A 14,204-nucleotide genomic window follows, 5' to 3' on the forward strand; every position below is an offset into this window, starting at 1 on the left:
ATACCGTTCAAAGGTGAATTTATGTGAACCTAATATGAATTTAGTGCGCTTTTTAGAGTTTAGTCACTCAGTTGATCCAATCTGGCTCATCTGAAAGCCAATTTATATCGTTTGTCAGCCCATGCCGTTTTTTCGTCCAATACCCGCAGATTACTTAAGGGTGAGGTGAGATATGGAATCTCAGGTCTGGGTTGTGGCCACGCTGCTCGTCAGCATCGTGTTGATTGTTTTAACCATCGTAAAACTGAAGTTTCACCCGTTCCTCGCACTGCTGCTGGCGAGCTTTTTCGTCGGTGCAATGATGGGGATGAGCCCGCTGGATATGGTGAACGCCATTGAGAACGGGATTGGCGGTACGCTGGGCTTCCTGGCGGCGGTCATCGGCCTTGGCACTATTCTTGGCAAAATGATGGAAGTCTCCGGGGCGGCAGAGCGCATCGGGATCACACTGCAGCGCTGCCGCTGGCTGTCAGCTGACGTGATTATGGTGCTCGTGGGGATGATTTGCGGGATCACGCTGTTTGTGGAAGTGGGCGTGGTGCTGCTGATACCGCTGGCATTTTCCATTGCCAAAAAGACCCACACCTCACTGCTCAAACTTGCCATTCCGCTCTGTACCGCATTGATGGCGGTGCACTGCGTGGTACCTCCCCATCCTGCGGCGCTGTTTGTCACCAATAAATTAGGTGCGGACGTCGGAACGGTTATCGTCTACGGTCTGCTGGTGGGCCTGATGGCCTCGCTGATAGGCGGCCCGCTGTTCCTGAAACTGCTCGGCAACCGTCTGCCGTTTAAACCGGTTCCGGCTGAATTTTCAGACCTGAAAGTTCGGGAGGAACACACGCTGCCATCGCTGGGTGCAACGCTGTTCACGGTACTGCTGCCGATTGCCCTGATGCTGGTGAAAACCATCGCTGAGTTAAATATGGCGAAAGAAGGTACGCTGTATACGCTGCTGGAGTTTATCGGTAACCCGATCACCGCGATGTTTATCGCCGTGTTTGTTGCCTATTACCTGCTGGGGATCCGCCAGCATATGAGCATGGGCGCAATGCTGACCCATACTGAGCACGGCTTTGGCTCTATCGCGAACATTTTGCTGATAATCGGCGCGGGCGGCGCGTTTAACGCCATCCTGAAAACCAGCGGGCTGGCGGACTCGCTGGCGCATATTCTCTCGAACCTGCACATGCACCCTATCCTGCTCGCCTGGCTGGTGGCGCTGGTACTGCATGCCGCCGTGGGTTCGGCCACGGTGGCGATGATGGGCGCCACGGCGATAGTCGCGCCGATGCTGCCGCTCTACCCGAACGTGAGCCCGGAGATCATCACCATTGCCATCGGTTCCGGCGCAATTGGCTGCACGATCGTGACCGATTCTCTGTTCTGGCTGGTGAAGCAGTACTGCGGCGCGACCCTGAATGAGACCTTCAAATACTATACGACGGCGACGTTTATCGCCTCGGTGCTTGCACTTGCCGGCACATTCCTGCTTTCTTTCATTATCTGAGCGCGAAGAGACGTATTATGGAAAACGCAACTATCACTACTTTAACCGCACAGTTTCCTCTGGTTGAGGATCTGATCGCCCTGAAAGAAACCACCTGGCTTAACCCGCGTACCACCACGCTGGCAGAAGGATTGCCTTACGTCGGGCTAACCAAAGCCGACGTGGACGACGCGCATGCTCGTCTCAACCGTTTCGCGCCGTATCTGGCGAAAGCATTCCCGGAAACGGCGGCGACCAATGGCATCATCGAATCTGAACTGGTTGCTATTCCGGCGATGCAAAAACGGCTGGAGAAGGAATTTGCTACAAACATTCCTGGCACCCTGCTGCTGAAAAAAGACAGCCATCTGCCGATCTCTGGCTCCATCAAAGCGCGCGGCGGCATCTATGAAGTACTGACCCATGCCGAAAAACTGGCGCTGGAAGCCGGATTGCTGAGCATTGAAGACGACTACAGCATCCTGCTGGAGCCGCGCTTTAAGGACTTCTTCAGTCAGTACAGTATCGCCGTGGGGTCGACCGGCAACCTGGGGATGTCCATCGGCATTATGAGTGCTCGCATCGGCTTTAAGGTGACGGTGCATATGTCTGCTGACGCCCGCGAGTGGAAGAAAGCCAAACTGCGCAGCCACGGCGTGATCGTCGTAGAGTATGAGCAGGATTATGGCGTGGCGGTGGAACAGGGGCGCAAAGCGGCAGAAAGCGATCCGAACTGCTTCTTCATTGACGATGAAAACTCCCGCACCCTGTTCCTGGGCTATGCGGTGGCAGGCGAGCGCCTGAAGGCACAGTTTGCCGCCCAGGGACGTGTAGTGGATGCAGAACATCCGCTGTATGTTTACCTGCCATGCGGCGTCGGCGGTGGTCCTGGCGGCGTGGCGTTTGGTCTGAAACTGGCCTTTGGCGATAACGTTCACTGCTTCTTCGCGGAGCCAACGCACTCGCCGTGCATGCTGCTGGGCGTCTACACCGGCCTGCACGATGAAATCGCGGTGCAGGATCTGGGCATCGATAACGTGACGGCCGCAGACGGTCTGGCCGTAGGACGGGCCTCCGGCTTCGTGGGCCGCGCGATGGAGCGTCTGCTTGATGGGTTCTATACGCTTTCCGATCAGAGCATGTACGACATGCTCGGCTGGCTGGCGCAGGAGGAAGGGATCCGCCTGGAACCGTCGGCACTGGCAGGCATGGCCGGGCCGGTCCGCGTTGATGCCTGTGAGAACGTCACCCACCTGGTCTGGGCAACCGGCGGCGGAATGGTACCGGAAGACGAGATGGCAAAATATCTGGCTAAAGGGAAAAAATAACCTGTAGGTGGGTTACCGCAAACAGCAGTGACAGGGACAGTACAGCCAGGGCGATCAGGAATTTATCCCGCACCGCCTTCGGCTGTACAAAATCGTCCTGCGACACATCCATCAGGTTACGGCTGCGGGTATAGCGCCATAAAATGAGTGCCACCAGCGCCAGCACAACCAGTGAGATCCAGAATGGCACCCCTGTACGGTGCCAGTTGTGCTTAATCGCCAGGGCAATCAGCGCGCCGTACCCCAGCAGCGTGCGCAGCCAGGCGAGTGATGTCCGCTCCGGCTGCAGGCCGGGGTCGGCTTCGCGTCGCGCTTTGCGGCTATCCACCATAGAACACCAGCACCATAATCACCCCCGCCACCGTCAGCAGGATCGTACTGATGATGAGTAACCCGCGCGTATAGGGCAGATCCTGCTTCAGACGCATCGCCTTCTCATTGCGCAACCAGCGCAGATAGCCGTAAATCGCCAATACACCCGCGAACAGGCACAGCAGCAACGCCAGCACCTCGCGAATCAGCGGTGTGGCAAAATCAGGTGCGAGTTGATCAAGACCCACCCCTGCGGCAAGAAAGCCCAGCGCTGTGCGGATCCACGCCAGAAATGTGCGTTCATTAGCCAGAGAGAAGCGATAATCCGGCGCTTCACCGAGGCGGGAAATTTTCATGAAGGTTCCTTGTCGTGCCAGAGACAGGCTTCAGCATAGCGTAAATCGACAAGGACAAGGAGACCGGCATCGGGCGATGCCGGTCGGAAAGGTTAATGCAGCTCTGGCCAGTAACCCTTGTTGGCCTCGATGAGGTCATCCAGGATGGCTTTCGCAACAGACGCGCTTGGCACGGTTTTCGACAGGGTAATCGCCTGCCACAGTTTCTGGTATGAGCGTTGTTCCCAGGCATCCACCACCAGTTTCTCCACCGCCACCTGCTGGCTCATCAATCCTTTCTGGAAATGCGGAATATCGCCCACGGTCAGTGGTTCCGGCCCGTTGTGGCCCACCAGACACGGAATTTCTACCATCGCGTCGGCATCAAAGTTATGGATAGCCCCATTATTCGGCACAATCAGCAACATGCGCTCCTGGGTGTTGAAGGCAATTGCGGTGGCCAGATCGACGATGTACGACGCATGTTCGTCAATTTCCAGCTCGCCGGCGGCGGATTTACCGGCTTCGATAATCGCCCGACAAGAGCTGAACACGTGTTTCTCGCGGTGATCCATAACTTCATTGGCGCGGGTCCGTTCCGGGTTGGAGTGCGCGACCACATAGTCCGGGAACAGGTAATACTTCAGATAGGTGTTTGGCATAGTGTCCGGATCCAGCGCCTGCACGTCTTTTGCTTTGGCAAAGGTATCGTTCCAGCTCGCTTCGGTATGCGCATCTTCTGAAGGTGGTACATAGCCATTTTTCGCCACATATTCGCGTAGTTTCGGCATCAGATCGTTGCCGTTAAGATCTTCAATCGACGTCCACCAGCCGAAGTGGTTCAGCCCGTAGTAGCGAACTCGCATCTCTTTGCGGTCCTTCAGGCCAACAATCTGTGCCATGCGCCCTTCAATGCCGATCGGCATATCGCAGATGTTGAGGATTTTGGCGTTCGGACGCAGACGGCGGGTGGCTTCCGCCACAATCGCCGCCGGGTTGGAGTAGTTCAGCATCCAGGCGTTCGGGGAGTACTGCTCCATATAATCCACCAGTTCCAGCACACCGCCGATAGAGCGCATGCCGTAAGAGATCCCACCCGGGCCGCAGGTTTCCTGACCCAGCACGCCATGACGCAATGGGATTTTCTCGTCTTTTTCACGCATTGGGTATTTGCCCACGCGGATATGCGCCATCACGAAATCGACATCGGTAAAGGCGGCTTTTGGATCGGTGGTGTAGCTGAATTCAATTTCCGGAGCCTGTTCCTTGAGGATAATTTTGCACGCCTCGGCGATGGTTTCCTGGCGTGCACCGTCGTTGTCATAGAACTTCAGCGCGCGCAGCGGGAAACGGTCACGGTTGGCTAACAGCATCAGGACGATACCAGGCGTGAAAGTGCTACCGCCGCCTGCAATGACAACTGAGAATTTTTTCATGATATAGCCTCTGTCAGGGTGGTTTGTTCATTCGTTAAAGGGGTTTTCATCAGTGATTCCAGCTGGTCACGCACCTGAGGAACATGCAGACCGACAATCACCTGAATACCGTTACCGCGCCGGACGACACCGTGTGCGCCCAGGGCTTTAAAGACGTCGTCGCTTTGGGTTTGCGCCATATCGACCAGCGCGATACGTAAGCGGGTGGCGCAGTTGTTGATGCTTTCGATATTGGCCGCGCCACCGAGTGCCTGTAAGAACCCGGCGGCTTGTCCAGCCTGCTGGCTGGCCGCCGCCGGGGCGGTGGTTTGCTCGCGTGCGGCCTTATAGTCAGCCTTGTTGTAGAGTTTGATTTCGCTCTCTTCCCGGCCAGGTGTTTTGAGGTTCAGACGCTCAATCAGCGTTTTGAAGACCACGAAGTAGATGCCGGTGAAGCAGACGCCGATACCGATTTGGGTGAACATCATTGAGGCGTGGTTATGGAACATTGGGATCCAGTTTTGCGGCAGGAACTGGTCCAGCATGCCGCCGCCCATATTGCCTACCACGCCAAAGATGTACATCACCGTCGCCATCGTCGCGGCCAGTACGGCGTGGACGGCAAACAGTAGCGGCGAAATAAACAGGAAGGTGAATTCGAGTGGCTCGGTAATCCCCACCAGTACGGCGGTGAGCGTAGCCGGGATCAGCAACCCAGCCACCTTGACGCGGTTTTCCGGCGACGCGGTGTACCACAGCGCCAGCGCAATCCCGACAGAGCCAAACACTTTGGAGTTACCGTGCAGCGCGAATCCGCCTTCCGGGAACAGGGTTTTCAGCGGCAGTGTACTCTGGCTAAATTCCTGCAGATGCTGCGCCCAGTAGACCTGAATCCCCCCTTCCACTGCCGCAGGGCCGAAGATAAACGGACCATAGACAAAGTGATGCAATCCGGTTGGGATCAGAATGCGTTCCAGGAAGGTATAAACCCAGACCCCCAATGCACCGGCAGAACGTAAGAAGGCCTGCAGAGATTCAATGCCCATTTGCACTTTCGGCCAGCCCAGTAGCGTCAGCCAGGCGCAGGGGATCATAACGAAGAATGCGAGGATAACGACGAACGACGTACCCTGGAAAATCCCCAGAAAAACCGGCAGCGGCTTGTCGAAATAGCGGTTATGGATCGCGGTGACGATGCCCGAAATCACAATCGCCCCAATAATGCTGGTATCCAGCGTTTTGATGCCCGCAATCATCGCCAGCCCGCTTCCGGCCGTCGGTTCGGCGGAGAAATCGACGCCAAAGAAATGACCCCAGGTCATCCCCATCGCATTGATGAAGTAGTTCCAGGTCAGGAAGCTAATCAGCACCGCCAGACAGGCACGGCCCTGCGCCTGCTTCGCCAGACCAATCGGCAGGCCGACGGCAAAAATCAGCGGCATATTGCGAAACACCGCCCAGCCACCCTCTTCAATGATGTGAACGACCTGCGCGAAAAGATTATCCGGAGCGGTTAAAGCCTCACCCACAAACAGCGGGTTGCGAAGCATGATGGCGATTCCCACCACGATCCCGGCGAACGGAAACAGCAACACCGGGGTAAACATGGCACCGCCAAAACGTTGTATTTGACTGAGCATTTTTAAATCCTCACGTAACAACCTGTAGGGGGTAGAGGCCTTTATGGTTTTTTGCTGGCCTGAGGTGAGCATAAGAACTTACTGATGCGCGAACATGGCGTGCCGCTGCGATTCGTGATCGCATTCATGGTTTTATTTTGACCAGTCAGGTCTACTTTTCGTTATAAATATGGACATGTCAGGACACAATCCACCTCCAGACAAAGGCAGAGAGGTCTACTGGTGATCTACAAATCTATTGCCGACAGATTGCGGCTGCGGCTGAATTCATCGGACTACAACATCGGCAGCCCGCTTCCTGGTGAAAAGTCGTTGGCGCAGGAATTCGGCGTGGCGCGGATGACCATTCGAAAGGCACTGGACTTGCTGGTCAGTTGGGGACTGGTGGAGCGGCGGCACGGCAGCGGGACGTTTGTATCGCGAAAAGATGTCCATCATGAAACCACTAATCTGACCGGGCTGGTGGAGGTGCTGCGTCAGCAGGGGAAAGAGGTGCAGAGCAAGGTGTTGCAGTTCGAAGTCATGCCCGCACCGCCCGCCATCGCCAGCCAGTTGCGGATACAGGTGGATGAACGGATCTACTTTTCGCGTCGCGTGCGTTTCGTGGATGGGAAACCCCTGATGCTGGAGGACAGCTTTATGCCCGTGAAGCTGTTTCGCAATCTGTCGCTGGCGCATCTTGAAGGGTCGAAGTTTGATTACATCGAGAAGGAGTGTGGGATCACTATCAGCGGTAATTACGAGAGCCTGACGCCAGTGCTGGCAGATAAACAGCTGGCCGGTTACCTGAACCTGCCGGAACAAACGCCGCTGCTGCGAATTACGTCTCTCTCTTACAGCGACAGCGGCGAGTTCCTCAATTATTCCGTGATGTTCCGTAATACCAGCGATTACCAGGTGGACTACCATCTGCGGCGCATCCACCCGGACGAATTGCTAGCTCATCCCCCAGAACAGCACCGCCAGTAGCTGCGGGGTGATGATGCGCAGGAACATGACCAGCGGGTAGACTGTCGCATAGGACAATGCTGCCGCACCGCTGGTGGCGTGCAGGTTATTGGCAAAAGCCAGCGCGGGTGGGTCCGTCATGGAACCAGCAAGCATGCCGCACAGCGTCAGATAGTTCATTTTTGCGAACATCCGCGCCAGAATGCCCACCGTCAGGAGCGGGATCGCCGTGATAAATATCCCGTAGCCGACCCAACTCATCCCTTCGCCCTTGACCAGAGTATCAACAAAATCCCCGCCGGATTTCAGGCCGACAACAGCCAGAAACAGCACGATGCCCAGCTCGCGCAACGCCAGGTTGGCGCTCGGTGGCATAAACCAGTAGAGCTTACCGATGCAGCCAATACGCCCAAGGATGAGCGCCATAATCAGCGGCCCACCCGCCAGTCCCAGCTTGAGCGCAACCGGGAAACCCGGCACGTACAGCGGAATGGAGCCCAGCAGCACGCCAAGCCCGATACCGATAAACACAGGCAACATCTGCACCTGCTGCAGTTTTTGCTGAGCATTACCCACCATATCCGCCACAGCATCAATCGAGGAAGGCCGCCCGACAAGGTTGAGGATATCCCCGAACTGCAGGCTCGCCTCCGGGCTGGCAACCAGCTCAACACCCGCACGGTTGAGACGGGAGATCACCACGTCATAGCGCTCTTTTACCTGCAGATCGCGTATTTTCTTGCCCAGAACGTGCTCGTTAGTCACCACTACGCGCTCCACGCGCATATCGGTGCCACGGGTTGAGAGCGACGTATCCACTTCCTGACCAATCACCAGCCGCGCGTTGTTTAAATCCCCGGGCTGGCCGACCAGATGCAGCAAATCGCCTTGCTGAATGACGGTACCGGGCGCGGGCACCATCAGCATATCGTCACGCTTAAGGCGGGAGCAGATAATATTGGCGCTATTCAGGATCGGTACATCCTGAATCGCCATATTGTTCAGATTGGGGTTATCAACCCGAATATTGATGGTTTTGATCGGCATATGGCCGTTAGTGAGGGTGGTTTCGTGGTCCTTCGCCTCTTTGTCAACGTTAATCCGGAACAGGACGCGTACCAGCCACATGGAGAGCAGAATGCCGCAAATCCCAAACGGATAGGCCATGGCATAGCTCATCCCCATCTGGTCGACAATGCCGGGTTCGATACCCAAATCGCGCAGAATTTGCTGCCCCGCACCGAGTGCCGGTGTGTTGGTCACCGCCCCGGAGAAAATACCCAACACCACAGGAAGCGGGATATCAAAGACTTTATGCAGAATAGCGGTAACCAGCCCACCCATCACCACAATGCCAAGAGCAAACAGGTTGAGCCGTAATCCGGAGACCCGAAGAGAGGCGAAAAAGCCCGGCCCCACCTGAATACCGATGGTATAAACGAAGAGGATCAGACCGAATTCCTGAATAAAGTGGAGCATTTCGGCACTGAGGACCAGCCCGAGTTTGTCGGCAAAGTGCCCGACAAAAATTCCGCCAAACAGAACCCCGCCAATCCCAAACCCGACGCCACGGATTTTGATATTACCTATCCACAGTCCAACTACAGCGACCAGGGCCAACACGCTAACCGTTAACGCGATATCACTCATGATCCACTTCCTGTGCATAACCTTAGTTATGACGAGGATTCTCTCAGAGCCAGAGGCGGTTGTATGGGCGATGGCGCACAAAAAAGCCCTGCCGTGGCAGGGCTTTGTGCTGTCTGTGAGTATTGTCGGGTGGCGGCTACGCCTTACCCGACCTACAGGATCGGCGGGCTTGTTAACTGTTTAACGCAGGCCGCTCGCTAATGGCGATACGCTGTGGCGCGATGGCTTCCGGCACATTACGGGTCAGGTCGATATGCAACAGCCCGTTGGTAAACGTGGCGCCAGAAACTTCCATATGATCGGCCAGGGTAAAGCTCAGGCTAAACGGCTGAGTGACCAACCCCTGATGTAACCATTTGGTCTCGGTTTCTGGTTTTTCCGGCGTACCCTTCACGGTCAGACGCGTGCCTTCAAGCTGGATATCCAGATCGTCCTGACGGAAACCGGCCAGCGCCAGGGTGATGCGATAGTGGTTATCATCGCTTTTTTCGATGTTGTACGGCGGAAATGTCTGTTGCTCGGTGGTGCTTTGCAGGGCGTTAGCCAGTTTGTCAAAACCAATCCACTGACGCAGCAGGGGGGATAAATCGTAGTTACGCATACTAAATCTCCTTCTGAGAAGCGAGTTCGGCACAGTTTAATTTTGTGCGCAGTTATTCCTGCAAATCCCGATGGATTCGCATATGCTCCCATTACGGCAAGCAATTCTGGATGGGCCGCTTAGGCGACCCGCATAATTAGTTAATTTCGATACGACGCGGCTTTTTCTCTTCCGGGATCACGCGTTCCAGTTCGATAAACAGCAGGCCGTTAACCAGGTTCGCGCCTTTAACGTGAATGTTCTCAGCTAACTGGAACTTACGTTCAAAGTTGCGCTCGGCAATGCCCTGGTAAAGGTAGGTACGTTCTTTCTGCTCGGCCGTATGGGAGCCTTTCACCACCAGCAGGTTGTCCTGGGCGGTGATCTCCAGTTCGTTTTCTGCAAAACCGGCGACAGCAATCGCGATGCGGTAGTGGTTTTCGTCAACCAGCTCAACATTGTATGGAGGGTAGCCGTTGCTCTGGCTTTGATTATTTTCTAAATGGTTAAACAGGCGGTCAAAACCAATTGCAGAACGGTATAGCGGAGAAAGATCGAAGTTACGCATAAATAAAACTCCTGAAATCAGCGAGAAAATGTAGCCTTCCACCATGGACAGGCCTTAGTACCCCGAACACCCATCAGGCGTGTTCGTTTTCGTGGTTACATTCTTAAAATGGGTCTGGAACCGGGCTTTTCAAGCACGACAGCTGCACTTTTTTTTGCACTTTCGTGCATCTCGCTTAGACTGGGACAACAGCACAAAGGGTTAAATTGCGATGGCTGCCACAGTGCGGGGTTATCGGGCTATCCATTTTGGTTAAGGCTCGCTATAAACCTGAGTTGCAGGTCTTTGCAGTGCCATTAATGATGACTGAGTGATGATGAAAAATGTTCTGATAAAGCTGACGACGTTCAGCGGGGTAGTTTTACTTTGCGGGTGTTCGAGCGTGATGTCTCACACCGGCGGTAAAGAAGGAACATATCCGGGGACGCGTGCCAGCGCGGCGATGATCTCCGATGACGATACAAACTGGGGCACCAAATCCCTGGTTATCCTGGATATGCCGTTTACGGCTGTGGCGGATACGCTTTTGCTGCCGTGGGATATGTTTCGTAAGGACAATTCCGTGCGCTCACGGGTAGAAAAAAGCGAGCAGGAGAATCTGGCGACAAACTCCGTCATTCCGCCCGCTGAATTGCCTCCACGCTAGTGTTGCGCGGTTTCTGTTAACCAAAGCTGACGGAAACCGCCTGTCTCTTCCATCCACGCAATAAAACGTCCGTCCGGGGAAAATACGACAGCATCTGCTGAAGGTGGGTTGCCGTGATCGGACGTCAAAAACGTCACCGCACCAGTCTGCGCATCGCAACAGGCGATCCGATTTTCAAGCACGAATCCCAGCATGTTCCCGGAAGGGTGCCAGTTAAACGCTGACTGGATACCACTCGCCGAATGGGTTAACTGGCGCGTCTCGCCACCCTCAGGTGAGATCAGCCACAACTGCACAATACCGTTATCATCGCGCATCAGAAACGCGACCTGAGTCCCTTGCGGATTACAGCGCACCCAGTGACGCGGCACGTTCACAAGCCCTGGATACGCCCTTTGATGCGTAAAGGTCAGACGACGCTGCTTAACCCCTGCTGGCGGGGCAGGCAGGGTTTCTGTCGTACCCTGCAGAGGCTCATCGCCCGAACGCTTCCAGCCCTGTTCGTCTTCAGGCAACTCAACAATAAACAGTTCTGGCACTTTCTCGCCCTGCACTGACAGGGTATCGCCAATAAACGCCAGCCGGTCATTACCCACCCAGCCCTCTTCATAGGCGCGGTTGATGTCATCGCTGCCAGGCTGAGGTGTTGGCGTCGTGCGGGTCACCAGCACGCACCAGTATGCACCGGCATATTCTCGCGGATGGTTCCCCTGTGGGTTCACCGGGCCAAATGGTGCAGCAACACCCACGTTACGTAAATCGAGTTTCGGATCGCGTTCGTGCAGGACGTGGTCGTTATAGGTAAAGCTAACGAGCTGCCCGTTCGGGCTGAAGACGTGTACGTGGCTGCCGCCGCGCAACGCGCCTGCGGTGTAAGGCGCGGTGATATCCATCGCATCCAGGTTGCTCGCCTGACCATGATGCGCAATCACTCCCTGGCGATGGTGAAAATCATAGTGCCAGTCTGCATCCGGGTTTTTCGGGCCATGGATAAACACATACTTATCTTCAGCGGGATGAACGGTCACCACGCCGACATGCGCGCCGTCAGTAGCACGATAAATCACCTCAACCTCACCCGTACTGACATTGACTCGCTCAATGGTTTCACCAGTGAACGATGCGCCCGACGGGCGTACATCAAAGACGAGCCACTGACTGTCCGGCGTCCAGGTATTGATATTGGTCAGCTGGTGATGGCAGGAAGCGAAGGTGATTTGTTTCATGGAGATACCCTGATGCGCAGTTGTCGCATCAGGGTATCGCAAGCAGGTTTTTAGTTCAGCACAAACTTCTCAATGGCATACGCCACGCCGTCTTCCAGGTTGGATTTAGTGACAAAATTGGCCACTTCTTTTACCGATGGGATCGCGTTGTCCATTGCCACCCCCATACCTGCGTATTCAAGCATCGCGATGTCGTTTTCCTGATCGCCCAGGGCCATAATCTCCTCAGGTTTGATTCCCAGTGCATCGGCCAGTGATTTAACACCGGTACCTTTATTCACGCGTTTATCGAGAATTTCGAGGAAGTACGGCGCACTTTTTAGCACGGTGTATTTCTCTTTCACTTCCGCCGGGATGCGCGCAATCGCTTTGTCCAGGATCTCAGGCTCGTCAATCATCATCACTTTCAGGAATTGTGTCGCCGGGTCCATTTTCTCGGCTTCACAGAACACCAGCGGAATGGTCGCAACGAAGGACTCATGTACGGTGTAGTAGCTGATATCGCGGTTGGCGGTATAGAGCGTATTGCGATCGAGCGCGTGGAAGTGAGAACCCACTTCACGGGACAGTTTTTCCAGGAACAGGTAATCATCATAGCTCAGCGCGGTTTGCGCAACCGCGCTGCCATCCGCAGCTTTTTGCACCAGCGCACCGTTATAAGTAATGCAGTAATCACCCGGCTGATTCATGTGCAGCTCTTTCAGGTAGCTGTGCACACCGGCATACGGACGACCTGTGGTCAGTACCACATTCACGCCCTTTGCGCGTGCCGCGGCAATTGCGTTTTTAACGGCTGGAGAGATGGTGTGGTCTGGCAGCAGCAGTGTGCCGTCCATATCGATTGCAATGAGTTTGATAGCCATGAGGTCCCCGGAATAAATGAGTGCAACCCATGCTAACGCGATTAAGCACACAAAAATAGAGCTAGATTGCGCAACCAGATCACCCCTTTTCAGGCTTATCCCGGGGAACGACAATTTACTCGCGGGTGAGGACTATTTTGCCAAACGCACCGCGATCGAGGTGTTCAAGTGCCTGTTCAAGCTCATCAAAACGGTAGCGATGCTCAATTACAGGTTTTAATCCGGTTACATCGACAGCATGAACAAAATCCTCCAGCGCCCGACGGTGCCCAACGCCAATCCCCTGAATAACCGGAGATTTCAGCAACAGCTCGCCAGCTGGGAGTGAAATTTCGGTCCCGGCCAGAACACCGATAACCGAGATACGTCCATGAACGGCAACGGCGCGCATGGAATGCTTCAGGTTTTCACCCCCTACGGTTTCGATAATATGGTCGATACCGCGATCCTGAGTCAGCGCCAGAATGGCTTCAGCCCAGTCACCTTTCAGCCTGTTGATCCCCTGGTCAGCCCCGAGTTTTTTGGCCAGTGTCAGTTTTTCATCACTACCGGAGGTGACAAAAACCTCTGCTCCGTGTGCTTTTGCAATTTGCAGGGCGAATATCGCTACGCCGCCCGTCCCCTGTACCAGCACCGATTGCCCGGCGCGTAACAGGCCGCGCTCCACCAGCGCAAACCATGCGGTAAGCCCTGCGCAGGGTAAGGTGCTGGCCTCTGCGTCATCCAGTGTTTCCGGAGCGGCCACCAGCCAGTCTGCATTCACAATCACATATTCAGCCAGCATCCCCTGGAAGTATCCACCGGACGTTTTATAGGGCAAATTGCGCGCATCCGCCTGCGGCTTGCCGTCGATCCACTCAGGGAAGAAGGTTGAGATGACACGAGCGCCGGGTTTGAAACGTGTTACCCCTTCACCAATGCTGTCCACCACACCCGCCATGTCAGACGCCGGCGTAAACGGGAAGGAACGTGAAATCGGCATGTTGCCTTCAATCACCATTTTATCGCGGTAGTTGAGCGCAACGGCATTCACCCGCACACGCACTTCACCCGGACCAGGCTGTGGAACAGGTTCCTGAATGAGTCTGAGGTTCTCGCGCCCGAGGGCGTTCATCGACCAGCGTTGCATTGTCTCTGTCATTGTATTTCTCCAGCCATCAAATGAGTTTCAGGACTCACAGTCTAGCGTTGACTCATCATCACC

14 protein-coding genes and 1 other annotated feature are annotated in these 14,204 nt (G+C 55.1%); of the genes, 4 read left to right on the plus strand and 10 right to left on the minus strand.

Annotated features, from left to right (window positions below; genetic code table 11):
• Window positions 1-172: 172 nt before the first annotated feature.
• Window positions 173-1,510 (plus strand): D-serine transporter DsdX, encoded by a 1,338-nt coding sequence (gene dsdX, locus HED65_RS13965; RefSeq protein ID WP_114979026.1) that lies wholly within the window; start codon window positions 173-175, stop codon window positions 1,508-1,510.
• A 17-nt stretch (window positions 1,511-1,527) separates the two neighbouring features.
• Window positions 1,528-2,817 (plus strand): D-serine ammonia-lyase, encoded by a 1,290-nt coding sequence (dsdA, locus tag HED65_RS13970; RefSeq protein ID WP_114979027.1) that lies wholly within the window; start codon window positions 1,528-1,530, stop codon window positions 2,815-2,817.
• Here dsdA and HED65_RS13975 read toward each other — a convergent pair.
• The 4 genes from HED65_RS13975 to HED65_RS13990 all read right to left on the minus strand — a co-directional run bounded on the left by HED65_RS13975 (window position 2,801) and on the right by HED65_RS13990 (window position 6,519).
• Entirely contained in the window at window positions 2,801-3,148 is a 348-nt protein-coding gene (locus HED65_RS13975) for a DUF202 domain-containing protein (protein ID WP_114979028.1), read from the minus strand. The genes dsdA and HED65_RS13975 overlap by 17 nt on opposite strands.
• A complete protein-coding gene (locus HED65_RS13980) occupies window positions 3,138-3,485 on the minus strand; it encodes a YidH family protein (RefSeq protein WP_028017795.1) in 348 nt (115 codons plus the stop codon). The genes HED65_RS13975 and HED65_RS13980 overlap by 11 nt, the downstream gene beginning before the upstream one ends.
• 92 nt (window positions 3,486-3,577) lie before the next feature.
• Complete coding sequence (locus HED65_RS13985; protein WP_114979029.1) at window positions 3,578-4,900, minus strand: 6-phospho-alpha-glucosidase; 1,323 nt, start codon at window positions 4,898-4,900, stop codon at window positions 3,578-3,580.
• Complete coding sequence (locus HED65_RS13990; protein ID WP_114979030.1) at window positions 4,897-6,519, minus strand: alpha-glucoside-specific PTS transporter subunit IIBC; 1,623 nt, start codon at window positions 6,517-6,519, stop codon at window positions 4,897-4,899. Before HED65_RS13990 ends, HED65_RS13985 begins: the two co-directional genes overlap by 4 nt.
• Window positions 6,520-6,741: 222 nt before the next feature.
• Between HED65_RS13990 and HED65_RS13995 the strand changes: the two genes are divergently transcribed.
• Window positions 6,742-7,488 (plus strand): GntR family transcriptional regulator, encoded by a 747-nt coding sequence (locus HED65_RS13995; RefSeq protein WP_114979031.1) that lies wholly within the window; start codon window positions 6,742-6,744, stop codon window positions 7,486-7,488.
• On the opposite strand, the gene HED65_RS14000 is transcribed toward HED65_RS13995, so the two are convergent.
• The 3 genes from HED65_RS14000 to ibpA all read right to left on the minus strand — a co-directional run bounded on the left by HED65_RS14000 (window position 7,456) and on the right by ibpA (window position 10,265).
• Window positions 7,456-9,117, minus strand: a complete 1,662-nt coding sequence (locus tag HED65_RS14000; RefSeq protein WP_028017791.1) for a putative transporter — start codon at window positions 9,115-9,117, stop codon at window positions 7,456-7,458. The two genes, HED65_RS13995 and HED65_RS14000, sit on opposite strands and share 33 nt — an antisense overlap.
• A 172-nt stretch (window positions 9,118-9,289) precedes the next feature.
• Window positions 9,290-9,718 carry a small heat shock chaperone IbpB gene (ibpB, locus tag HED65_RS14005; protein WP_028017790.1) on the minus strand — a complete coding sequence of 143 codons (429 nt, stop codon included), beginning with the start codon at window positions 9,716-9,718 and terminating at the stop codon, window positions 9,290-9,292.
• Between the two features lie 136 nt (window positions 9,719-9,854).
• Window positions 9,855-10,265, minus strand: a complete 411-nt coding sequence (ibpA, locus tag HED65_RS14010; protein ID WP_008500162.1) for a small heat shock chaperone IbpA — start codon at window positions 10,263-10,265, stop codon at window positions 9,855-9,857.
• Window positions 10,259-10,331 (minus strand) — a sequence feature (ROSE (Repression Of Heat Shock gene Expression) occurs in the 5'-region of heat shock genes and acts as an RNA thermometer to modulate expression.). Its footprint overlaps the gene before it by 7 nt.
• Before the next feature lie 247 nt (window positions 10,332-10,578).
• On the opposite strand from ibpA, the gene HED65_RS14015 reads away from it, so the two are divergent.
• The gene (locus HED65_RS14015; protein ID WP_114979032.1) at window positions 10,579-10,911 is read left to right on the plus strand and encodes a YceK/YidQ family lipoprotein; all 333 of its coding nucleotides are present in this window, start codon (window positions 10,579-10,581) and stop codon (window positions 10,909-10,911) included.
• On the opposite strand, the gene HED65_RS14020 is transcribed toward HED65_RS14015, so the two are convergent.
• From HED65_RS14020 to HED65_RS14030, 3 genes are all read right to left on the minus strand, one after another.
• A complete protein-coding gene (locus HED65_RS14020; RefSeq protein WP_114979033.1) occupies window positions 10,908-12,137 on the minus strand; it encodes a YidR family protein in 1,230 nt (409 codons plus the stop codon). The genes HED65_RS14015 and HED65_RS14020 overlap by 4 nt on opposite strands.
• Window positions 12,138-12,187: 50 nt before the next feature.
• Window positions 12,188-13,000, minus strand: a complete 813-nt coding sequence (gene yidA, locus HED65_RS14025; RefSeq protein WP_114979034.1) for a sugar-phosphatase — start codon at window positions 12,998-13,000, stop codon at window positions 12,188-12,190.
• A gap of 115 nt (window positions 13,001-13,115) precedes the next feature.
• On the minus strand, window positions 13,116-14,141 hold the full coding sequence (locus tag HED65_RS14030) for a zinc-dependent alcohol dehydrogenase family protein (RefSeq protein WP_114979035.1): 1,026 nt from the start codon (window positions 14,139-14,141) through the stop codon (window positions 13,116-13,118).
• Between the last annotated feature and the right edge of the window lie 63 nt (window positions 14,142-14,204).

The organism is Pantoea sp. LS15, assembly GCF_012241585.1.
In the GTDB taxonomy this organism is placed as follows: domain Bacteria; phylum Pseudomonadota; class Gammaproteobacteria; order Enterobacterales; family Enterobacteriaceae; genus Enterobacter.

Excerpts from the sequence above, each read along its gene's own strand:
- HED65_RS13975 (WP_114979028.1), bottom strand. The coding sequence starts at position 3,148 with ATGGTGGATAGCCGCAAAGCGCGACGCGAAGCCGACCCCGGCCTGCAG.
- HED65_RS14020 (WP_114979033.1), bottom strand. The coding sequence starts at position 12,137 with ATGAAACAAATCACCTTCGCTTCCTGCCATCACCAGCTGACCAATATC.
- ibpB (WP_028017790.1), bottom strand. The coding sequence starts at position 9,718 with ATGCGTAACTACGATTTATCCCCCCTGCTGCGTCAGTGGATTGGTTTT.
- yidA (WP_114979034.1), bottom strand. The coding sequence starts at position 13,000 with ATGGCTATCAAACTCATTGCAATCGATATGGACGGCACACTGCTGCTG.
- dsdA (WP_114979027.1), top strand. The coding sequence starts at position 1,528 with ATGGAAAACGCAACTATCACTACTTTAACCGCACAGTTTCCTCTGGTT.
- HED65_RS13985 (WP_114979029.1), bottom strand. The coding sequence starts at position 4,900 with ATGAAAAAATTCTCAGTTGTCATTGCAGGCGGCGGTAGCACTTTCACG.
- HED65_RS14015 (WP_114979032.1), top strand. The coding sequence starts at position 10,579 with ATGATGAAAAATGTTCTGATAAAGCTGACGACGTTCAGCGGGGTAGTT.
- HED65_RS13990 (WP_114979030.1), bottom strand. The coding sequence starts at position 6,519 with ATGCTCAGTCAAATACAACGTTTTGGCGGTGCCATGTTTACCCCGGTG.
- HED65_RS14000 (WP_028017791.1), bottom strand. The coding sequence starts at position 9,117 with ATGAGTGATATCGCGTTAACGGTTAGCGTGTTGGCCCTGGTCGCTGTA.
- HED65_RS13980 (WP_028017795.1), bottom strand. The coding sequence starts at position 3,485 with ATGAAAATTTCCCGCCTCGGTGAAGCGCCGGATTATCGCTTCTCTCTG.
- ibpA (WP_008500162.1), bottom strand. The coding sequence starts at position 10,265 with ATGCGTAACTTCGATCTTTCTCCGCTATACCGTTCTGCAATTGGTTTT.
- dsdX (WP_114979026.1), top strand. The coding sequence starts at position 173 with ATGGAATCTCAGGTCTGGGTTGTGGCCACGCTGCTCGTCAGCATCGTG.
- HED65_RS14030 (WP_114979035.1), bottom strand. The coding sequence starts at position 14,141 with ATGACAGAGACAATGCAACGCTGGTCGATGAACGCCCTCGGGCGCGAG.